This window comes from Bacillus sp. JFL15, from assembly GCF_001184225.1.
Taxonomy (GTDB): Bacteria; Bacillota; Bacilli; order Bacillales; family Bacillaceae; genus Bacillus; species Bacillus siamensis.
The window spans coordinates 831,498-851,187 of the sequence record NZ_KQ236689.1; the positions used below are offsets into that span (position 1 = coordinate 831,498).

21 protein-coding genes and 1 riboswitch are annotated in these 19,690 nt (G+C 48.1%); of the genes, 11 read left to right on the plus strand and 10 right to left on the minus strand.

Features of this window, described 5'->3' with window-relative positions:
* Positions 1–3: 3 nt before the first annotated feature.
* The 4 genes from AD710_RS04180 to AD710_RS04195 all read right to left on the minus strand — a co-directional run bounded on the left by AD710_RS04180 (position 4) and on the right by AD710_RS04195 (position 3,393).
* Positions 4–1,746 carry a HAMP domain-containing sensor histidine kinase gene (locus AD710_RS04180; RefSeq protein ID WP_049627349.1) on the minus strand — a complete coding sequence of 581 codons (1,743 nt, stop codon included), beginning with the start codon at positions 1,744–1,746 and terminating at the stop codon, positions 4–6.
* The gene (locus AD710_RS04185) at positions 1,743–2,450 is read right to left on the minus strand and encodes a response regulator transcription factor (RefSeq protein WP_016937959.1); all 708 of its coding nucleotides are present in this window, start codon (positions 2,448–2,450) and stop codon (positions 1,743–1,745) included. The genes AD710_RS04180 and AD710_RS04185 overlap by 4 nt, the downstream gene beginning before the upstream one ends.
* A gap of 172 nt (positions 2,451–2,622) precedes the next feature.
* Positions 2,623–2,859, minus strand: a complete 237-nt coding sequence (gene rsoA / locus AD710_RS04190; RefSeq protein ID WP_016937958.1) for a sigma-O factor regulator RsoA — start codon at positions 2,857–2,859, stop codon at positions 2,623–2,625.
* 3 nt (positions 2,860–2,862) lie between these two features.
* Entirely contained in the window at positions 2,863–3,393 is a 531-nt protein-coding gene (locus AD710_RS04195) for a sigma-70 family RNA polymerase sigma factor (protein WP_095241447.1), read from the minus strand.
* Positions 3,394–3,633: 240 nt separating this feature from the next.
* On the opposite strand from AD710_RS04195, the gene AD710_RS18935 reads away from it, so the two are divergent.
* The 3 genes from AD710_RS18935 (at position 3,634) to AD710_RS04205 (ending at position 5,554) form a co-directional block, all read left to right on the plus strand.
* Positions 3,634–3,789 (plus strand): YvrJ family protein, encoded by a 156-nt coding sequence (locus AD710_RS18935; RefSeq protein WP_016937956.1) that lies wholly within the window; start codon positions 3,634–3,636, stop codon positions 3,787–3,789.
* Between the two features lie 116 nt (positions 3,790–3,905).
* The gene (locus AD710_RS04200) at positions 3,906–5,066 is read left to right on the plus strand and encodes an oxalate decarboxylase family bicupin (protein WP_016937955.1); all 1,161 of its coding nucleotides are present in this window, start codon (positions 3,906–3,908) and stop codon (positions 5,064–5,066) included.
* Positions 5,067–5,131: 65 nt separating this feature from the next.
* Positions 5,132–5,554: a regulatory YrvL family protein gene (locus tag AD710_RS04205; protein ID WP_049627350.1), complete on the plus strand. Its 423-nt coding sequence runs from the start codon at positions 5,132–5,134 to the stop codon at positions 5,552–5,554.
* Between the two features lie 37 nt (positions 5,555–5,591).
* Here the strand turns inward: AD710_RS04205 and AD710_RS04210 are convergent, their stop codons facing one another.
* Genes AD710_RS04210 through AD710_RS04220 form a run of 3 tightly spaced genes read right to left on the minus strand, consistent with a single transcriptional unit; the run spans position 5,592 to position 8,461 of the window.
* The gene (locus AD710_RS04210; protein ID WP_012118422.1) at positions 5,592–6,395 is read right to left on the minus strand and encodes an ABC transporter ATP-binding protein; all 804 of its coding nucleotides are present in this window, start codon (positions 6,393–6,395) and stop codon (positions 5,592–5,594) included.
* 18 nt (positions 6,396–6,413) lie between these two features.
* On the minus strand, positions 6,414–7,424 hold the full coding sequence (locus AD710_RS04215) for a FecCD family ABC transporter permease (protein WP_016937953.1): 1,011 nt from the start codon (positions 7,422–7,424) through the stop codon (positions 6,414–6,416).
* Positions 7,424–8,461 (minus strand): FecCD family ABC transporter permease, encoded by a 1,038-nt coding sequence (locus tag AD710_RS04220; RefSeq protein ID WP_173363133.1) that lies wholly within the window; start codon positions 8,459–8,461, stop codon positions 7,424–7,426. The genes AD710_RS04215 and AD710_RS04220 overlap by 1 nt, the downstream gene beginning before the upstream one ends.
* A gap of 247 nt (positions 8,462–8,708) precedes the next feature.
* On the opposite strand from AD710_RS04220, the gene AD710_RS04225 reads away from it, so the two are divergent.
* Entirely contained in the window at positions 8,709–9,647 is a 939-nt protein-coding gene (locus tag AD710_RS04225) for an iron-hydroxamate ABC transporter substrate-binding protein (protein WP_049627351.1), read from the plus strand.
* Between the two features lie 146 nt (positions 9,648–9,793).
* The gene (locus AD710_RS04230; RefSeq protein ID WP_049627352.1) at positions 9,794–10,708 is read left to right on the plus strand and encodes a class I SAM-dependent methyltransferase; all 915 of its coding nucleotides are present in this window, start codon (positions 9,794–9,796) and stop codon (positions 10,706–10,708) included.
* A gap of 49 nt (positions 10,709–10,757) precedes the next feature.
* On the opposite strand, the gene AD710_RS04235 is transcribed toward AD710_RS04230, so the two are convergent.
* The gene (locus AD710_RS04235) at positions 10,758–12,170 is read right to left on the minus strand and encodes an amino acid permease (RefSeq protein WP_016937949.1); all 1,413 of its coding nucleotides are present in this window, start codon (positions 12,168–12,170) and stop codon (positions 10,758–10,760) included.
* Positions 12,171–12,278: 108 nt separating this feature from the next.
* A riboswitch (Lysine riboswitch) is annotated at positions 12,279–12,460 on the minus strand.
* Positions 12,461–12,582: 122 nt separating this feature from the next.
* Positions 12,583–12,723 carry a small acid-soluble spore protein SspJ gene (gene sspJ / locus AD710_RS04240; RefSeq protein ID WP_007410034.1) on the minus strand — a complete coding sequence of 47 codons (141 nt, stop codon included), beginning with the start codon at positions 12,721–12,723 and terminating at the stop codon, positions 12,583–12,585.
* Positions 12,724–12,906: 183 nt separating this feature from the next.
* On the opposite strand from sspJ, the gene AD710_RS04245 reads away from it, so the two are divergent.
* Positions 12,907–13,389, plus strand: coding sequence for a metal-dependent hydrolase (locus AD710_RS04245; protein ID WP_016937948.1), 483 nt, complete (start codon positions 12,907–12,909; stop codon positions 13,387–13,389).
* 42 nt (positions 13,390–13,431) lie between these two features.
* Positions 13,432–15,288: an LTA synthase family protein gene (locus tag AD710_RS04250; RefSeq protein WP_049627353.1), complete on the plus strand. Its 1,857-nt coding sequence runs from the start codon at positions 13,432–13,434 to the stop codon at positions 15,286–15,288.
* A gap of 28 nt (positions 15,289–15,316) precedes the next feature.
* On the opposite strand, the gene AD710_RS04255 is transcribed toward AD710_RS04250, so the two are convergent.
* On the minus strand, positions 15,317–16,243 hold the full coding sequence (locus AD710_RS04255; protein WP_049627354.1) for a substrate-binding domain-containing protein: 927 nt from the start codon (positions 16,241–16,243) through the stop codon (positions 15,317–15,319).
* Positions 16,244–16,360: 117 nt separating this feature from the next.
* Here AD710_RS04255 and modA point away from each other — a divergent pair, with 117 nt between their 5' ends.
* The 4 genes from modA to AD710_RS04275 all read left to right on the plus strand — a co-directional run bounded on the left by modA (position 16,361) and on the right by AD710_RS04275 (position 19,672).
* The gene (gene modA, locus AD710_RS04260; protein WP_049627355.1) at positions 16,361–17,158 is read left to right on the plus strand and encodes a molybdate ABC transporter substrate-binding protein; all 798 of its coding nucleotides are present in this window, start codon (positions 16,361–16,363) and stop codon (positions 17,156–17,158) included.
* Positions 17,139–17,822 carry a molybdate ABC transporter permease subunit gene (modB, locus tag AD710_RS04265; protein WP_049627356.1) on the plus strand — a complete coding sequence of 228 codons (684 nt, stop codon included), beginning with the start codon at positions 17,139–17,141 and terminating at the stop codon, positions 17,820–17,822. Before modA ends, modB begins: the two co-directional genes overlap by 20 nt.
* A gap of 93 nt (positions 17,823–17,915) precedes the next feature.
* On the plus strand, positions 17,916–18,563 hold the full coding sequence (locus tag AD710_RS04270; protein ID WP_029575311.1) for a response regulator transcription factor: 648 nt from the start codon (positions 17,916–17,918) through the stop codon (positions 18,561–18,563).
* A complete protein-coding gene (locus tag AD710_RS04275) occupies positions 18,560–19,672 on the plus strand; it encodes a sensor histidine kinase (RefSeq protein WP_049627357.1) in 1,113 nt (370 codons plus the stop codon). Before AD710_RS04270 ends, AD710_RS04275 begins: the two co-directional genes overlap by 4 nt.
* The last annotated feature ends 18 nt before the right edge of the window (positions 19,673–19,690 follow it).

Here is a 19,690-nt window from a genome sequence, read left to right on the forward strand (position 1 = left end):
AACTCAATCTTTCTTAAAAAGAATCGTAATCACCGTTCCGGCGCTGATTCTGCTGTTGACATGAATGGTTCCGTTATGAAGGTGAACCAGCTCCTTGGCAATGGCGAGCCCGAGCCCAGTTCCTTCTGACGGCCCCTTCGTATTCGTTCCCCGGTAATAACGGTTAAACAGCTGGTGAATCGTTTCGTCGTCCATTCCTCTTCCGTTATCTTTCACCTTCAGAATGAGCTGTTCTGCTGATTCCTCAAGCACGACCCGAATGGCGGTCCCTTTCTTATTATGCTTTACCGCGTTTGCCAGCAGATTCTCCAGAATACGGCGGAACCATGCTTCATCAATGGCGAAAAGAATATCTTCCTTTTTGGTTTCAAAGGCGATGTCATAGCCTTCCGAGAACGTGTTTTTCGTGAAATCGTTCGTGACGTTTCTGATAAACGGAACGACGTTGATCAGGCGCCGTTCGATCGGGAGGGCGGCGTTTTTCAGACGGTATGTCAAGTTCAAGTCCTCAATCAGCTTCGACATATATTCTGATTTTTCCCGGACGATCTGCCCCATTTCTTTGACTTCTTCCGGGGTCCAGTCGTATTGCTTCGATTCAAGCATCATGCTGTAGCCGTAAATCGTGCTCAGCGGGGTTTTCAAGTCATGGCTCAGCCCGGCGATCCACTCTTCCCTTGTCGCCTGGATTTTTTCTCTGTTTTTCTTATCCCGCTTCAGCGTGTCCGTCAGCTGATCCATTGATTCGAAAATCTCAGCGAAAAAGCGGAACGGCTGCTTTGTTTTGCCTTTTTTGTTTTTGCTGACCGGCTGTCCTTTGCGGTTCTTCGGCTCTTCAAGCCGGCCCTTTGATAAATTGACGAGCCATTTGATGGTATGAAACAGCGGCCAGCCGAAACGGAAAGAGTACCAGATGGTCAGGATGCAGATCATCAATACTAAGATTCCAATCAAGAGGAAGAGGGTTTTCAACACATTTCTCAGAAATGACTTGTTAAACTCATGATCGGGAATGTACACAGGGTTCGGCACAGAAGCGACCATCCATTTCGTTTTATCGAGCCTTTTAAAAGAAATTTCCCGCTTGTAATTCCACGGTTTGGAATTGTATTTCAGCAATTCAAGCTCATTGATAGTGTTCCGCTCTTTTTTTGTGCTGTTGATATCCCCGAGCAGTCTGCCGCTGTCTTCGAGAAGGTAGACCGCCCCTTTTTCCCGTTTAATATAATCAACCGTGCTTTTTTTATATTGAGAAAGAGAAGCGAGGGATGGCTCCTGGGACTCGATGTAAGTGAGAAGCTGCTCACTGGCGGATTTCCAGCCGAACAGAATCAGATAGGTCTCATCATTAATCGTGACCGTCCAGTAGTTCAGCTTATAGTTGTCAAAATTCCGATACTGATAAATGGATAAGAGATCTTTTCTGCTGTAATGGCTCGGGACGTCTTTCGGCACTCTGTACGCGTAGTCCGTTTTTTCTTTGTCATTAATGATCTGCAGCCAGCCCTTCTGCTTTCTGACAGACATCTTTAAAAATTCATCGACATCCCATGTGCCGTCTTCGTTTTTATCAAGCCACGCTTCAAACGAGTCTGCCGTCGCTTTTGTCAGTCCCGCATTGGCTTCCGCTTCGCTGAAACGCCAATCCAAATAGAAGAAAGAAGCGACGGCCAAAACGGACATCAGCAGGATGACAAGCAGCAGCTGACCGAAAAAGTGAAGCAGAAATTTTCCGCGCATTCTCATGAGCGGGTTCCTTTTTCTCCTTGATCGGGAATAAACCGATAACCGAGGCCGCGCACCGTCACAATATAGGACGGATTGCTGGGGTCTTTTTCAATCTTTTCTCTGAGCTTGCGGATGTGAACCATGACGGTGTTGTTGTCGCCGTAAGACGGATAGCCCCATACTTTTTCATAGATCTGGTCTTTAGAGAGCACCACATCAGGATGTTCACAGAAATATTGAAGCAATTGCAGAAGCTGTGCGGAGCAGCTGACGGGCTCGCCCCCGACAATCAGCTCGGCGTTTTGCGGCGAATAGGAAAAATGGCTGTATGAGTACGTTTTCTCTTCGCGCTTATAAGTTCTCTTCAACGTCGCCCTGATCCGCGCCGCCAATTCGAGCGGATTAAACGGCTTTGTTATATAATCGTCAGCTCCCAATGCAAATCCTGACAGCTTATCCGCATCAGACGACCGGGCAGTCAGAAAAAAGATCGGAGCGTCGGTATAGTTCCGGATTTCGGCGCATGCCTCAAAACCGGACATGCCTTCCATCATCACATCCAGCACGAGCAGATCCGCTGTCTCATGTTTAACAAACTCAATCGCTTCCTCTGCGCTGCCTGCTGTCTTAATGTTGTGATAGCCTTCTTTGACGAGAACGCGCTTGACCATATCAACGATCGCCTTCTCATCGTCTACAATTAAAATTGACGCATTTTCCACCTTGGACGTTCCTTTCTCTTTGTTTTTTTCATCATATCATTATATGGATAAGATTTGGTACTTTTTTAGTGCGGAGGTCTTGCGGGGAAACAGAAAAGAAAAACGAGACCGGACATCTCCTCTCGTTTTTCTCGCGGTGTCAGAGCGGAATCCCAATCATCCCGCCGCTTTGTCAGGAGCTTTCATTTATAAGATGAAGAATAAATTCCCAAAATCCCGGCACTTCCTGGCATAACAGCATGTCCGCTTTCTCTACGATTTTAATCTTCAATTCCTGTTCCAGATCTTCTCTTTCCTGGTAAGACGTATTGCTTAGTTTTTTTTTTATCATTGGCGAAAAACGCGAAATCAAGAGTTCCATTTCGTCGATATCTGTTTTCCCCTTGTTGAAGTCAAATGGCCCGTTCACTGCTTATTTTCCCCCTTTTTTCTGCTTGTCCAGCTGCTTTCTGAGATTGTCGAGACCCTTTTTATGAATATTGGAAATGTTCTGCCGTGATTCCCCCAGAGACTCGGCAATCTCCTTCATTGTCGCTCCGTGAAGGTAAATATTCGTCAGCACGCTTTTTTGTTTATCGGTTAACGTCTGGAGCGCTTCGTATAAATCCCGGTTTTGGACATGCTGGCTCAAATCCCCCTGCTGCCGCAGAAACTCTTCATACGCGTCTTTTCCCATTTCATAGGGAAGCGCTTCACCTCCTTCCGGCTGATCCACCGTAAGCGGATAGCGCTTCTGATTTTTGCGGATGCGCTTGTCAAAGTCGATGGAGAAAATCCGGATCATAGAATTCATATATTTGATGATCCGGATTTCCTTATAAAACTGCTTAAAATGTTCGTCCAGTGATTTTGCATCCTTCTCGTCTGAATGTTCGAGCACATTTTTAAATTTCTCGTAATGCTTAGGGTCACTCAAGAAATGTTTGACGATCGGATGTTTCATGATTTCCTTGCATTTTGACCGTAAAAGAACTTGATAGTCCATAAAACCGCCTCCTATTTAAATTAAATGAAAGAAAGCAAAAAAAAGTAAACTACTCCTTTCCGACTAAGGTTTCACACTCCTTATGTCCCGGTTTTGCCGGAACAAAAAAAGACTCTCGCCCGGATATCAGGTTTACAAGAGCAGCACGTTCTTTCACTTATATACATGACTGCAGGTCAAGTCAGGAGGTGGCTGGTGATGGATCAGGTTTTTATAGAAGAAGTTGTCAGACAGATCGGCAATCTCGGCTTTCCGGCTCTGATTGCCATGTATCTTCTCACACGGTTTGAGAAGAAGTTTGACGCCCTGATCGAGCTGATGGCGGAGCTGAAAGACCAGAAAATGAAAAATTAATTTTCACACGAAGTTGACTTTTCATCAGGACGCATCACTTAACAAAGCAGAAGGGAAAACGAAAGGCCTTTCACATTCTCTTTCTGAAAACCAAAGCTTGAGAGGAGACGATTTACATGTCAAAAGAAAACAACTGCAATATCCCGCAGCCGATCAGAGGAGACAAAGGAGCGACCGTCACGATACCGCGCAACCTTGAAAGAGACCGCCAAAACCCGGATATGCTGACGCCGCCGGAAACGGATCACGGCACGGTGGATAATATGAAATTCTCTTTCTCAGATGTGCATAACCGGCTGGAAAAGGGCGGATACGCGCGTGAGGTAACCGTCCGCGAGCTGCCGATTTCTAAAAATCTCGCATCTGTCAACATGCGTTTAAAACCAGGCGCCATCCGTGAGCTGCATTGGCATAAAGAAGCGGAATGGGCATATATGCTGACGGGCAAAGCGCGTGTCACAATTGTTGATGAACAGGGACGCAGTTTTATTGATGACGTGAAAGAAGGAGATCTGTGGTATTTCCCATCAGGCCTGCCGCACTCCATTCAGGCGCTGAAAGAAGGCTGTGAATTCCTTTTAGTCTTTGATGACGGTTCATTCTCAGAAAACAGCACATTCCAAGTAACGGACTGGCTTGCCCACACACCGCTTGATGTCATCGCCAGCAACTTCGGGGTTTCAGAAAAAGACCTTGCCGGACTGCCGGGGAAAGAAAAATATATCTTTGAAGAACCTGTTCCCGGCAAGCTGAAAGATGACATTGTGGAAGGACCGAACGGCGAGGTGCCTTACCCGTTCACCTACCGTCTGCTGGATGAAGGTCCGACTGCTGAAACGGACGGCGGCAAAGTATATATTGCGGATTCCACAAATTTCAAAGTGTCCAAAACGATCGCTTCAGCGCTTGTCGTGGTCGAACCGGGCGCAATGAGAGAGCTGCATTGGCATCCGAATACGCATGAATGGCAGTATTATATTTCCGGTAAAGGACGAATGACGGTGTTTGCTTCGGACGGCCATGCGAGAACTTTCAACTATCAGGCCGGAGATGTCGGCTACGTTCCGTTCGCCATGGGCCATTATGTAGAGAACCTGGGGGATGAGCCGCTCGTCTTCTTGGAAATCTTCAAGGATGACCACTACGCCGACGTGTCTCTGAACCAATGGCTCGCCATGCTTCCTGAGAAATTCGTCCAGCAGCATCTGGATCTGGGCAAAGACTTTACGGATATTCTTTCGAAAGAGAAACACCCTGTCGTCAAAAAGAAATGCTGAAGACACACATCGACTTGCAGAGTCCGTCTCTGCAAGTCTCCTCTGTGTAAAAAGGAGCTGAGCAGATGATCAATCAAAACGGGCCGAAATTGTTTTTTCTCCAGGTGCTCAGGTATGCCCTGGCAGCGGCCGCCGTATTATTCGGGTATTTCATCGTGATGATGACCGTTTTTTCATTAGCCGGGACGAGCTACGGATCAATGGCGTACGTCCTGCTTTTTTCCGTGCTTTTTATTCTTCTCGGTTTATGTTTTGAACCGCTTGAGCGGCTGATGATACATAGCTTTACTTTTTTTAGGACGGGCAGGCTGCCTTTTCTTCTTTTAGCCAGCACCGTTCAGCTGCTGTTCCTCTGGATGACCGCGTATACGACGGATAAACTGATTGAAAAGATTTGGCTGTCAACGACCGAGGAGCTGATTGTGGCGGGGGTTTTTTTCGTTTTGGATAAATGCGTCTCCGGGCAAAAGCAGCCCCGGGCGCAATAAAAAAAACGCAGACCGAAATGGTTCTGCGTTTTTACCGTCATACCGTGGCATTTTCATGCCGGATTAAATCATATGTCAAGCAGACGGGTTTGTTCGTGCGCGGATCTTTAACGATCTGTGCGTCAATCTGAAACACGTCTTTCAATATGCCGGGCGTCATGACTTCCTCCGCCGTCCCTTCCTTGATGACGCGCCCTTTTTTCAGCGCAATCATATAATGGGAAAAACGGGCGGCATGGTTCAGATCATGAATAACCATTAAAATCGTGCGCCCCTGCTCTTTGTTTAATTTGTCCAGCAGCTGCAGAATTTCAAGCTGATGGGCGAGATCTAAATAAGTGGTCGGTTCATCAAGAAGCAGCAGCTCCGTTTCCTGAGCGAGCGCCATGGCGATCCACACACGCTGCCGCTGTCCTCCGGAAAGCGCTTCGATCGGCCGGTCGTAAAATTCGGCCATCCCCGTCTCTTCAAGCGCCCACTTGATCATATCACGGTCTTTATCACTCAAGCGGCCCATTCCGGACTGATGCGGAAACCTGCCGTAAGAAACAAGTTCGTATACCGTCAGCCCGCTCGGCGCTTCAGGCGTCTGCGGAAGGATGGCCATTTCCTTGGCGATGTCCTTCGTGGATTTTTGCATGATCGCCTGTCCGTTTAAATAGACGGCGCCGGATTTCGGTTTCATGATTCTTGACATCGTCTTAAGAACCGTCGATTTTCCGCATCCGTTTGGGCCGATCAGCGTTGTAATTTTTCCTTTCGGTATGGCGATGTCCAATTCTTTCGCTATCAGACGGTCTCCATAACCGACAGTAAGCTGTTCCGCCGATAATGAGTTCATCGCGGCAGTCTCCTTCCTCTATTTCGTTTTCATCAGCAAATAGACAAAATACGGCGCTCCGAGCACGGAAATCACCAAGCCGACCGGAACCTCGGACGGCGCAAGCACATTTCTCGCCAGCGTATCAGCGAGCAGAAATAAAAATGCGCCGATTAAAGCCGAAACCGGAATAAGCGTTTGATGGCGCGGCCCGGTAAGCCTTCTGGCCAAATGCGGGGCAATCAATCCGAGAAAAGCGATTCCGCCGGCTGCCGCAACACATGACGCGGCCAAGGCGGCGGCTGAAAACAGCAGAATGCGCCGTTCCTTTTCGACCCGGGTGCCGAGTCCCGCCGCCAGCTGGTCACCGAGCTGGAGCACGTTTAAATACCTCGCTTTATAGAGGCTGAACGGCAAAAGAACCAGCAGCCACGGCAAAATGGACAGCACCATTTTCCAATTGGCATTCCAAATCGAACCGGAAATCCATACAAGCGCCTGCATGAAGTCCCGCGGATCCATTTTCAGCTGAAAAATCAAGAGAAGCGCATTAAACCCCGCATTGACGCCGATCCCGACCAAAATGAGCCGGACAGGCGAAACACCTTTTTTCCAAGCGAGCACATAGATGAGCAGCACAGCCAGAAAAGCCCCCGCCAAAGCGCTCACCGGAAGCAGCCATGTACTGAACATGCTTAAATCAGCAGCGGACCCTTGGAAAAAGAAGATAAACAGAACGACCGCCAAAGACGCTCCGGCGTTGATACCGAGAATGCCCGGCTCCGCCAAGTCATTTTGAGACACGCTTTGAAAAATCGCGCCTGAAACCGCGATTCCGGCCCCGACCAGTAATGACAGCACCATGCGCGGCAGTCTGAATTCAAATAAAACGAGCTGATCCCGGGCATCCCCCTGTCCGAAAAAGACACGTAACGCATCGAAAGGCGCAATCCGGATCACACCCATATTTAAGCTGATAAAAAAGACAATGCATATGAGCAAAAACGTAACGGCTATAACCGCGAGCGGTTTTTTCGATTTCACATTCATTACAGCCCTCTCCTTTCCCTGCGCGCCAAATAAAAGAAAAAGGGAACGCCGATAAGGGCCGTTAAAGCGCCGACCGGTGTTTCAAACGGCGCATTGACGAGTCTTGCCGCAATGTCACTGAAGACTAACAAAACGGCGCCGAATACCGCCGAACAAGGAATGATCCATCTGTAATCTACACCGACTAAAAAACGGGTGATGTGCGGAATCACCAAGCCGATAAAAGAAATGGCTCCGGCGACTGAGACTGAAGCCCCCGTCAAAAGGACAACGACAACCATTCCGATGACTTTCACAAGCGCCGTGTACTGCCCGAGCCCTTTCGCAAGCTCCTCACCCAAGCTCAGCACCGTCACTGAGCGCGCAATCAGAAATGCGAGCAAAAGCCCGATGACGCCGACTGCCAAAAGCAGCTGGACGCCCTCCCATTTCACGGACGCGACTCCTCCGGCATACCAGAACTTCACATCCTGAGCGACATCAAAACGGATCGCAATCGCGCTTGAAAGCCCCGTTAAGAAATAGCCGACCGCCGTACCGGCCAGCGCGAGCTTCACCGGTGTCAGCCCGCCTTTTGAAAACAGGCCGATGCCAAACACAATGAGCGCCCCGATTCCCGCTCCCATAAAGGACCACAAAACAAGCCCCGCGGCAGAGAGCCCCGGAAAAAAAGCAAATGCCAAAGCGATCGCAAATCCCGACCCCGACGTCACGCCCATAATGGAAGGCTCAGCAAGCGGGTTCCGCGTCAGCCCCTGCATGATCGCCCCGGACACAGCTAAAAAAGCCCCGACGAGCGCGGCGGCGGCAGTTCTCGGCAGCCTTAGATCGCGTATGATTTGATGAGATGTATTTTGCGGCTGAAAGTGAAAGAGAGCATCCCACACCGTCCGCAGATGAATATCGGCAGCTCCGATGGAAACAGACAAGGCCGCGCCGATCAATAAAACCGCAATACCGGCACACAGCAGCACAGCCGCCCGGAATGAACGCGCCGTCCACTGGATTTCGCTCCCTGATGCCCCTTGAGCCGTCATTGTCTGCTTCTTTTTTAATAGACCCAACACTCGTTCTTCCTTTCTCAAAACAAGAATGGTAATGATAATGATTATCAATGACTTGTTTCAGTATAGCACTATTATCTTCTCTTTTAATAGACCTAATTTCATATCATAAAAGAAAGCTTTTCTTCAAAAAGAGCGTGCTTCTCTATAAAAGCAGTGATATAATCACACTGATAATGATTCTCTTTATCACTATTTTTTATGAAAGAAGGAATGTCAGATGTTCCATACATACAAGAAAATCGGCGCTGCGCTGATTGCCGTGCTGCTCATCGCCGCTTTGGCCGCATGCGGAAATTCTTCAGACACGAAAGGCTCTTCTGAAAAAGGAGAAACCGTCACTTATAAAGCCGAAAACGGCAATATTAAAATTCCGAAGCACCCGAAACGTGTCGTCGTCATGGCTGACGGCTACTACGGCGACTTCAAACAGCTCGGCATCAATGTTGTCGGCGCGCCGCAAAACGTATTTAAAAACCCTTATTACAAAGGGAAAACAAACGGTGTGACAAACATCGGCGACGGCACGTCCGTTGAGAAAATCATTGACTTAAAGCCTGATTTAATCGTTGTCTGGACGACACAAGGCGCCGATATTGAAAAACTGGAAAAAATCGCGCCGACCATCGCCATTAAATATGACAAGCTCAGCAACATTGATCAATTCAAAGAGTTTGCGAAAATGACAGGCACTGAAGATAAAGCAGATAAATGGCTGGCTGAATGGGATAAGAAAACCGCTGCCGCTAAAACAAAAGTTCAAAAAGCGGTCGGCTCAAAAACCATCTCCATCATGCAGACAAATGGAAAAGACATCTATGTATTCGGTAAAGACTTCGGCCGCGGCGGAAGCATCATTTATGACAAACTCGGGCTGAAAGCCACAAAACTGACGCAGGAAAAAGCCATAAATCAAGGACCGGGCTACGCCAGCATTTCACTTGAAAAACTGCCTGACTTCGCGGGAGACTATATCTTTATGGGGCCATGGCAGGCCGGCGGTGACGACAAAGGCGTGCTTGACAGTTCAATCTGGAAGAATCTCGATGCCGTCAAGCAAAACCATGTCTATCACATTGATCCGATCGGCTTCTATTTCTCAGACCCGATCTCACTCGAAGGCCAGCTCGACTACATCACAAAAAGCTTAACAAAGTAACCCGGGAGCCGCTGTCACAGCGGCTTTTTATGACGCCAAAAACTTGACAAAAAATTTATTTATGCTATAATTTACATTTTTGGATTAACATGTATAATGAGATTCTCCCGGCCGGAGATTGATGTAAATAACGGAGGATCTTTAATATGAGAGAAAATAAAGCGAGTATGACTTCCCTGCTGTCGGCTTTCGTAAGGGCGTACCACAGTAAATACGACACACCGGTGATATTTGATGATTTCTTGGCACAAGATCTTTTATCTGAAAAAGAGCTGTCGGACATCAGCGATCATTTGATTCAAGGTATATCATTTTTCAGCAAAGACATGGCCCGGAAGCTTCAAGGCAAACCGGATGACATCTTAAAATGGGTGACTCAAGTTCAGCTGTCTCCTATACCGTTAGCCCGTGCGGCATATTGTGAAGAAGTGCTCCTGAATGAAGTGAAGCTCGGGGCCAAACAGTATGTCATCCTCGGCGCAGGGCTGGATACTTTCTGTTTCAGGCATCCCGAGGTGACAAACAGCTTAGACATCTTTGAAGTGGATCTCCGCGCTTCACAGGAAGACAAATTAAACAGATTAACACGTCTTGAGCGCGATATCCCGAGCCGTCTTCATTTTGCGCCGATGGACTTTACGGCTCCGCTTTCTTTCAGCCGACTGAATCAGGAAGGTTTTTCCCGCCAAAAAACCTTTTTCAGCCTGCTCGGTGTGTCATATTATCTTACGAAAAAGCATCTGGCCCGCCTGCTTACACAATTATTTGCCGAAGTCCCGCCCGGCAGCTCTGTCGTGTTTGATTATGCGGATGAGTCGCTCTTTGAAGAAAAAGGACTGTCAAACAGAGTGGAGAACATGGTGAAAATGGCTGCGGCAGGCGGAGAACCGATGCTGTCGTGTTTCAGCTATAAAGAAATTGAAAAGCTGTTAGAAGCATCAGGCTTGCTTATTTATGAACATTTATCTCCAACGGTAATCAATGACCGTTTTTTCAGCGGGCGCACTGACCATTTAACCGCATTCGAGACCATTCATTATATACACGCCGTCAAAAAGTAATCCGCTGACGCCAAAAAAGACATCCCACAGACGTGAGATGTCTTTTTTTTTATACGGGTTGTCTGTTGTTTGCAAATTTCTTTGAAACGAAAGGATATAACAGCAAACCGACGAAAAACAGTCCGATCCCGAGAATAAAGGTCGTTAAATCGGCCGTTCCCGTAATAATGACGTAAAAAGAATAAATGCAGGCAAGGATGGCGATGAAACCGTCCTTCACTCTTGAACCCTTGATTTCGTCATACGTTTCACCCGTCAGCACGAGCTTCAGGCTGTAAAACGCTGATATGAGATACGGAATCAGGTAAGCGAGTGTCGCCGCCGTTGTTAGAAACGTAAACGCGTCACTGATTGTCCGGGAAATAACCGAAAAGATAAAGATCTGTGACATCACGTTCGTGACGATTAACGACACAACCGGGCTTCCCTGTTTATTCGTTTTTGCAAAAGCGGCGGGAAAGTCTCCTGATTTCGCGGCTTGATACGGAACTTCAGAGCCGAGAAGAATCCAGCCGAGCATCGTCCCGAACAGACAGAGGATCGCCAAAATCGCCATGATGATGCTTCCCGCATTGCCGACGATCGCGTATAAGACGTCAACAAACGGTTTTTCCGAGCCGACAAGCTTACCATGCGGAAGCACGCCCATCGTAATCAATGTCACGATAATATAGATGCTGAGCGCAATCAATAAGCCGGTAATGGTGGCGCGTTTCACGTCGCGCTGCGAACGGGCGCGCCCGGATAAGATGACTGCCGATTCAATTCCGACGAACGCCCATAATGTTGAAATCGCCGCATTGTGGACCTGACCGCCGATTCCCTCAACCGTGTGAGGACCTGTTTGAACCGGAAAATAAAAATGATCGAAAAACGACGTTTGAAATACAAACAAACCTGCAATGATAAAGAAGATAAATCCTAATACTTTTGAAAACGTCGTAACGAAATTTAATTTACTCGCACCGTTCATGCTGGAGACGAGAATCGTGTGAGTGCCCCATAATAAAACCGTACATACGGCAAACGTCAGCAGCTGGCCAAGTGTAACCGCCTGACCGCCGATTGAAAACATTTCACGCTTATCCGTTAAAATCGGGAAAAAAGAAGTTAAATATCCGGCAAGGCTGGTGATGATCGCCACGTTGCTGATCCAGCTCGCCACCCAGTAGCCCCACACCATCGTGAATCCGGCTGCGTTCCCTTTTTTCCGATCGCTGAACAGCGCTCTCGCATAGCTTTGCGGCCCCGCCGTCAGCTCAGGCTTGCGGATGGATAAGTGACCGAAGACAAGCGCGATCATTAACACACCGGCTCCCGTTAAAAGCCATGCCGATGTAGCGCCGAACGGACTCGCGATTTTTGCGAGCGTGCTCGGAAGGGAAAAGATGCCCGAGCCTACCATATTTCCTACGACAAATGCCGTTAATAACCAAAAACCCCATTTTTTCGTCTGTTCCATTCCTGTACCTCCTGGTTGTTCATTCGTACGGACCAGACCCCGAGACCATATTTACACGCAAAAAAAGCCTGAACAAAAGTCCATGCTTAAAGAAACACACACCCTTGATCTCCGGATAGCCCTCCGCGAAAAAGCACGCGGCAGTCCTGCACTTATTCAGATACAGTCCCAGCATAAAGAAGGATCGGCTTTCTTTACACTTCGGCGCTGATGCCTTTAACACATGTTTTGCGGCCCCTTATCAGCCTGGCATGTGCGACTCATCATCAAGCGCAACCTCTACCTCACCGAGAAAGAGTGAGGATTTTTATCATTCAATTCTACTCAGAGGTTATCAGAGATAAAAAGATCTGTCAAAGGGAAAAATTAGACGGAAAACGGATAGAGCATTCGCCCTACCCGTTTTATATGGTCAGCGGTTGTTTTTTTTCTTTTGAACAGCTTCTTGAAGCGGATCGTCTTTCAAAGCTGCACCGGCGTCCTCAAGCGCACCTTGAATGACGTTTTTGTTTTTATCGCTGTTTTTGCCTTTTTCTTTGTTAAAGAAAGCCATCTGTATCACCTCTTTATCAAATATAGGTACACCTATAATGTGTCTTTTTCCGCGGCAGAATATGCGGAATCCGATCCTCCTTCCTTTTGGCGGAACAGGTAAAGTTTGTTGATCAAACATGCATTCTCTTGATATATTTGTAATTCAGGGGATTTTGGCAAAAATAAAAAGGAGAAGCGAAAAATGACAGGAAAAACACACATCATGGGAGGCATCGCTTCTTGTTCCGCAATTGCGTATTATTACGGGTATGATCCGGTCCTTATGACCTCCGCGGGTGCCCTCGGGGCGCTGATTCCCGATATATGCCATACGAAAAGCAAAATCGGCAGAACACTGCCCGTTCTGTCCAAAATCGTAAGCACGGTTTTCGGCCACAGAACGTTTACACACAGTCTGCTGTTTATGCTAATTATGTTTTTCATCACGGCAGCCTATATCCCGAATCCAAGCATCTCCGCCGGACTGATGATCGGAATGGCAAGCCACCTTGTGCTTGACGCATGGACCGTCAACGGCATTAAACTGCTGTTTCCGTCAACCATCCGCTTCCGTCTTCCCCTTTATATGAGGACGGGGAGCTTTTCAGAGCAGCTTGTGCTGGCCGGGTTAACGATTGTATCCTGCTATTATTTATACGAATTGGTTCACGGCCGCATCTCTTAAACAAAAAGCGTCTTTTCGCTTTTAGGGTGAGGAGTCATACATATGAAGAAATCCTTTTTCAGCAATCATCGGTTTTTATGCCTGTCCATCCTGTTCATGTGGATAAAAACATACGCCGTTTACAAGCTCGGTTTTGATCTGCAGAACAATTCGGTTCTTGAGGAATGTCTGCTTCTCATTAATCCGCTGAGCTTTATTGTGCCGCTGTTCGGCATCGGCCTGCTGCTGACGGAAAAAAAGCAGCGGATCTTTCTGCTTTCGGCGAATGTGATGCTGACGGGGATTTTAATCGCGAATACGGTGTTTTACGGGTTTTATATTGATTTTATCACCATACCGGTTTTGTTTCAGGCAAGCAATATGGGCGATATGGGAAGCAGCGTCCAAGAGCTGTTTCACCCGCTGTATATCGCTTTATTCGCGGATATTGCGGTTCTGTTTTACCTAGCGGGAAAGCATAAAGCCGGTAAGGGAAAAGCGGGCGCACGGACTGTTAAAGCGTATGCGTGGGCATCAGCCGGCCTCATGCTGTGCAACCTTGCGCTGTCTGAGGCCGAGCAGCCGAAGCTGTTCAGGCATCCTTTTGATCGTGAAGCGCTCGTAAAAGGAATCGGCCTGTTCCACTTTCATTTGTATGACACCATTTCGCAAACGTTGAATGCAGGGGCTAAAGCGTTTGCCGACGAAGACAGTCTTGCGGCGGTCGCGAACTACACCCAAGCCGACTACAGCCGCCCGTCCGATGCAAAATTCGGGCTTGCTAAAGGGCGTAATGTGATTTTTGTCACGCTTGAATCAACACAGCGTTTTGTGATGGATGAACGGGTCAACGGGCGGGAGATTACCCCGTTTATGAATAAGCTGCGGAAAAAAAGCTATGACTTCACTCATTTTTATCAGCAGACCGAACAGGGAAAAACCTCAGATTCAGAATTCATTACTGCGAATTCGCTGTATCCGTCTTCAAGCGGCGCCGTTTTTTTCACAAAAAGCGGCCACCGGTTCAATACGCTGTACCATACGTTAAAAGACCATCAGTACTATTCGGCCGTTCTGCATGCCAATCATAAGGCCTTTTGGAACCGGGATGAGATGTACGGGGCATTCGGCATCGACCGTTTTTTCGATGCGGATGAATTTAAGGTGACACCGGAAAATTCAACGGGCTGGGGCCTGAAGGACAAGGAGTTTCTCGAACAGTCAGCGGAAAAATTAAAGAAGCTTCCGCAGCCGTTTTACGCAAGCCTGCTGACTTTGACCAACCATTTTCCTTTTGAAATTGATAAACAGGATCAGCTCATTGAGGAACCGGACACAAGCAGTGATTTGTTAAACCGTTATGTGACGACGGTCCGCTATGAAGATGAGGCGCTAAAACACTTTTTCAACAAGCTGAAAAAAGAAGGGCTGTATGACAACGCGATGATCGTCCTGATGGGAGACCATTACGGCATATCCGAAGCCCACAATAAAGGACTTGCCGAATTCTTGGGAAAAGAAGAAATCACGCCGTTTGATACGGTTCAGCTTCAGCGCGTGCCGTTTATCATTCATATTCCCGGGGTGACCGACCGTGAGCCGGAAACGATCGCTTCCGCCGCGGGACAGGTTGATGTAAGACCGACGCTGCTTCACCTGCTCGGCATTGAAACGAAAGGCAGCATTCAGTTCGGCAATGACCTGTTTTCCAAAGAGCGGACTCCGTTTGCTGTGCTGAGAAACGGCAGCTTTATCACGGATGATCATATTTATACGAAAAATACGTGTTACAGCCGCAAAACGGGCGAACCGCTTCCTGACATGGGCGCGTGCAGCGATGAGAAAGAAAAAGCGGAACAAGAGCTGATGCTCTCCGATAAAATATTAAACGGCGACCTGCTGCGGTTTTACAAACAATAAAAAATCCCTCCGTCATTGGAGGGGTTTTTTATGTTTCATATATGAGCCGACCGGTCATTTTCGTATCATATCCGGATAATTGAGAAAGCTGAGACTTGAATTCCTCAGAATTAAGAACGTCCCGCACGCTTTGAACAAGCTCCCGGTTTTGTTTTAAGACGACCACATCGTACTGCTCACTGATTACCGGGATAAAATCCGTATCGGCTATATGCGCCGCATGCTGCGACCCGACTCCGATATCCGCCTTGCCGCTTGATACTTGTGAAGCCGCTGACAGATGATCCGTGACAATGTCATGATATCCGGCGACATCAGACGGCTTGATGCCGAATGATCTGAGCTGTTCATCAAGCAGCACCCTCGCGCCTGATCCTTTTTCGCGATTGACGATACGGACATCCTTTCTGCTCAAATCCTGAAAGCCCTGAATGTTCAGCGGATTGCCCTTTTTCACGTATAATCCGGCCTGCCGAAGCACGACATGAAAGAGCGCAAACGGCTCTCCTGAAAGAATGCGCTTCACATACGGGATGTTATACTCCCCCGTCTCCCCATCATACAGATGCAGACTGACGATGTCGCACGCTCCCCGGTACATCTCGATCAAGCTGTTTAAGCTGCCGCTGTACTTGCGGAGCGGGGACGCCTGTATCTTTTGTTCCAGCTGTTTGCTGAGGAGATCCATCGACACATCCTGGCCGCTGATGATAACAGACTGGCTTTTTTCCGGCTCCGGCCTGCGGGGCGGATCAGCGTCCTTGGCTGCTGATGGCTCTTTAGACATCCTCATGTTTGCTTTATATTGTTTCAAGTCCTCTTCATCGACCCTCATCTGTCTTCCGACCCTGTACGCCGAAATGAGTCCTTTTTTTATCAAATCATATACTGTCAGTTTTGAGACCTTTAAAAGGCCCGCAACTTCTTCTATTGTATAGGAAGTGGCTTCTGTCATATTATCACGCTCCGTTTTTATTATAACGGTTCAGATATTGAAAAAAAACCGCACCCTCACGTACAATTACGTTATAATTAGTTTTATCTAATGATATTCAGTTATAAGGGGTGCACAATGTTGAAAAAGAAAGCGACACTATTCACAACTGCGGTTATGGGCGTTTTCCTCGCAACTGCGGGCTGCTCATCCGGACAATCGGCCAAAGGCGGACAAAACGAAAAAGTAACGCTGACCGTTTCCGCGGCGGCCAGCGCTCAGGACGCGCTTAAAGAAATCCAAACCAACTACGAAAAATCACATTCAAACGTTGCCATCCAAGACAACTTCGGATCATCAGGCACACTGCAAAAACAAATTTCCCAAGGCGCGGGAGCAGATTTATTCTTCTCGGCAGCCGAAGATAAATTCGAAAAGCTTGTTCATGACGGCGATATCGACAAAAAGGACAGCACGGACCTTTTGAAAAACGAACTGGTCATGATCGTGCCTGAGAAAAACAGCGCACACCTTACACATCTGAATGACCTGAAAAAAGACAGCACGGAAAAAATCGCGCTCGGCACGCCTGAATCCGTTCCGGCCGGACAATACGCCAAACAGTCATTGACTAAATTATCCCTGTGGGACAAGGTAAAAGATAAAGTCGTCTATGCAAAAGACGTCCGCCAGGTGCTTTCTTATGTTGAAACCGGAAATGTCGATGCCGGGCTTGTCTATAAAACAGACGCTCTCATTTCGAAAAAGGTGAAAATCACCGATGAAGCACCGGCGAAAACACACGATCCGATCGTGTACCCGCTAGGCATCGTCAAGGATACAAAGCACCGTAAAGAAGCAGAAGCGTTTTATCAGTATCTGCAGTCAGATGCAGCGATGAAAGTGTTTAAGAAATATGGATTTACTGCCAAGTAACATTACGGCTTCGGAATTTTTCACCCCAGTCGTATTGTCTTTTGAGGTGGCTTTGGCTTCGGGCATCGCCGTCATCATTCTCGGAACGCTTGCAGGCGCCTGGATGGCGAAAGCGCGATTTCCCGGAAAAACGGCTGTGGAGACGCTGTTTATGCTCCCGCTCGTTCTTCCGCCTACCGTTGTCGGCTTCATCCTCATTATCATTTTCGGGAAACACAGCTTTATCGGCCGGGCGATCGAGCGGATTTTTCACCAGCCCGTCATTTTCACGTGGTGGGCCGCGGTGATCGCTTCGGCCATTGTCGCCTTCCCGCTTATGTATCAGTCTGCCAAAACGGGTTTCGCTGCGGTTGATCCTGACATCGAAGGAGCGGCGAAAGTAGACGGAGCCGGCAGATGGCAGGTATTCACCCGCATTTCCGTACCGCTTGCCTTTCCGTCCCTTTTGACCGGAAGCATTCTCAGTATCGCAAGGGCGCTCGGTGAATTCGGGGCGACTTTAATGTTTGCGGGGAATATCCCGGGCGTCACCCAAACACTGCCGACAGCGATTTACGTCGCCATGGATTCCGGCAATGAAACACTCGCCTGGGTGTGGGTGATCTGTATTATGATGATTTCTTTTCTGATGCTGTTTTTCATCCAACTGAAAAAAAAGGCTTGACCGATCCGCCTTCCGCGCACATTTCGCCGGGAGGCTTTTTGATTTAAAATCGGATGGTATATAATGAAACAAAAACACACAAAGGGTGCGGCTATGAAAATTAATGTCATTATCGCGGATGATAATTCTTTCATCAGAGAAGGAATGAAAATCATTTTGCATACATATGAGGAATTTACAGTATCGGCAACGCTGGAAAACGGATTAGAGGCGGCAGAGTATTGTAAACACAATCCCGTCGATATCGCCTTGCTGGACGTCCGCATGCCGGTGATGAACGGCGTCGAAGCCGCAAAACGGATCGCGGAGGAAACGGATACGAAGCCGATGATCCTGACGACATTTGACGACGACGAGTATATTTTAGAAGCGATTAAAAACGGCGCAAAAGGATATTTATTAAAAAATACCGAGCCGGAACGGATCCGCGATGCGATCAAAAGCGTCTTCAACGGGCACAGCATCCTTCAGGACACCGTGCTGGATAAAATAAAAGACAGCCTTTTCCGGCCGGCGGAAGCCGCGCATCAGATTGATGAAAGCCAGTTTACTGAAAGAGAGCTCAGCATCATGTCGCTTATTGCGAAAGGACTGTCGAACAGAGAAATTTCAAAACAGCTTTTCATTTCTGAAGGGACGACGGCCAATTATATTTCATCTATTTTAGGGAAAACGGGTCTTGAGCACAGAACGCAGATCGCGATTTATTATATCACCGGGAAGGTGGATAACGAGCGTTGAACGGTATGGATTTTTGGATGCTGATGAGCAGACTGATCGTCATTTTTTATACGGCCTTTTTGTTCGTATCGGCCGACCGCCATTACATGCCGTACGCCGTCTTGTTTCTGCTGCTTTATCTGTGTCTGGGCATTGCGGTCTGCATGATCAGGCCGACCGCTTGGAGGCGCGGGATCACCCTCATGACGCTGGCATTGACCGCCTCGCTTTCCGCCGGAGGCCATCCGGCGTTTCTGTTTCTTCTGCCGCCCGCCATTTTTGCCGTTCTTGCCGAATTTCCGGTTCACCGCTATGTGTTCTGCCTGCTCGTGTTTTTGCCGTTTTTATTTATCCCGTACGGCGATCTTCCGACGTATACCGTCATGACCTTGTTCTGTCTGGCGATTTTCGCTTTGGCCGCCCGGTCAAACGATCGGCTGAAGACATATGAGGAGCAGTCAGACAGCATGCGGTCAAGCATTGAAAAGCTGACGAAACAGCTGCACAGCAGCACAGAATATATCAAACAATCGGAGTATACCGGCAAACTCGAGGAAAGAAACAGATTGTCCCAAGCCATCCATGACAAAATCGGCCATTCCATGACCGGCGCGCTCATTCAGATGGAAGCGGCGAAGCGGATGCTCGGCTCCCGTCCGGACAAAGCGGCTGAACTGCTTCAAAACGCCATTACGATTTCCAAAGAGGGCATAGAGGATATCCGCATTACGCTGAAAAATATGAAACCGCCCGCTGAACAAATGGGCATTCACAGATTAAGAACATTTATTGATGAATTTTCGGCTAAAAACGGCATGCCGGTTCCGTTTACGCATCAAGGCGATTTGGACAGGCTGACGCAGATGCATTGGAAAGTCATTCAGGAAAACGTAATCGAAGCCTTGACCAATGCGATGAAGTACGCCGATGCCGCGCAGATTTCCATTGATATTCAAGTGCTGAATAAAGCCGTGAAAGCGGAAGTGAAAGATAACGGAAACGGCGCCGTCCGCTTTAAAAAAGGCCTCGGCATGCTCGGTATGGAAGAACGGGCCGCCGCCTTGCACGGAACCGTCATTTTTGACGGCACGGCGGGTTTTTCCGTCACGACATTACTGCCTATTGAATAAGTGAATGTTTTCATGTGA

Bases quoted from the DNA above. Each gene is read 5' to 3' on its own strand.
- AD710_RS04180 (WP_049627349.1), bottom strand. From the start codon at position 1,746: ATGAGAATGCGCGGAAAATTTCTGCTTCACTTTTTCGGTCAGCTGCTG.
- AD710_RS04195 (WP_095241447.1), bottom strand. From the start codon at position 3,393: ATGAAACATCCGATCGTCAAACATTTCTTGAGTGACCCTAAGCATTAC.
- AD710_RS18935 (WP_016937956.1), top strand. From the start codon at position 3,634: ATGGATCAGGTTTTTATAGAAGAAGTTGTCAGACAGATCGGCAATCTC.
- AD710_RS04200 (WP_016937955.1), top strand. From the start codon at position 3,906: ATGTCAAAAGAAAACAACTGCAATATCCCGCAGCCGATCAGAGGAGAC.
- AD710_RS04205 (WP_049627350.1), top strand. From the start codon at position 5,132: ATGATCAATCAAAACGGGCCGAAATTGTTTTTTCTCCAGGTGCTCAGG.
- AD710_RS04210 (WP_012118422.1), bottom strand. From the start codon at position 6,395: ATGAACTCATTATCGGCGGAACAGCTTACTGTCGGTTATGGAGACCGT.
- AD710_RS04215 (WP_016937953.1), bottom strand. From the start codon at position 7,424: ATGAATGTGAAATCGAAAAAACCGCTCGCGGTTATAGCCGTTACGTTT.
- AD710_RS04220 (WP_173363133.1), bottom strand. From the start codon at position 8,461: ATGACGGCTCAAGGGGCATCAGGGAGCGAAATCCAGTGGACGGCGCGT.
- AD710_RS04225 (WP_049627351.1), top strand. From the start codon at position 8,709: ATGTTCCATACATACAAGAAAATCGGCGCTGCGCTGATTGCCGTGCTG.
- AD710_RS04230 (WP_049627352.1), top strand. From the start codon at position 9,794: ATGAGAGAAAATAAAGCGAGTATGACTTCCCTGCTGTCGGCTTTCGTA.
- AD710_RS04235 (WP_016937949.1), bottom strand. From the start codon at position 12,170: ATGGAACAGACGAAAAAATGGGGTTTTTGGTTATTAACGGCATTTGTC.
- sspJ (WP_007410034.1), bottom strand. From the start codon at position 12,723: ATGGCTTTCTTTAACAAAGAAAAAGGCAAAAACAGCGATAAAAACAAA.
- AD710_RS04245 (WP_016937948.1), top strand. From the start codon at position 12,907: ATGACAGGAAAAACACACATCATGGGAGGCATCGCTTCTTGTTCCGCA.
- AD710_RS04250 (WP_049627353.1), top strand. From the start codon at position 13,432: ATGAAGAAATCCTTTTTCAGCAATCATCGGTTTTTATGCCTGTCCATC.
- AD710_RS04255 (WP_049627354.1), bottom strand. From the start codon at position 16,243: ATGACAGAAGCCACTTCCTATACAATAGAAGAAGTTGCGGGCCTTTTA.
- modA (WP_049627355.1), top strand. From the start codon at position 16,361: ATGTTGAAAAAGAAAGCGACACTATTCACAACTGCGGTTATGGGCGTT.
- modB (WP_049627356.1), top strand. From the start codon at position 17,139: ATGGATTTACTGCCAAGTAACATTACGGCTTCGGAATTTTTCACCCCA.
- AD710_RS04270 (WP_029575311.1), top strand. From the start codon at position 17,916: ATGAAAATTAATGTCATTATCGCGGATGATAATTCTTTCATCAGAGAA.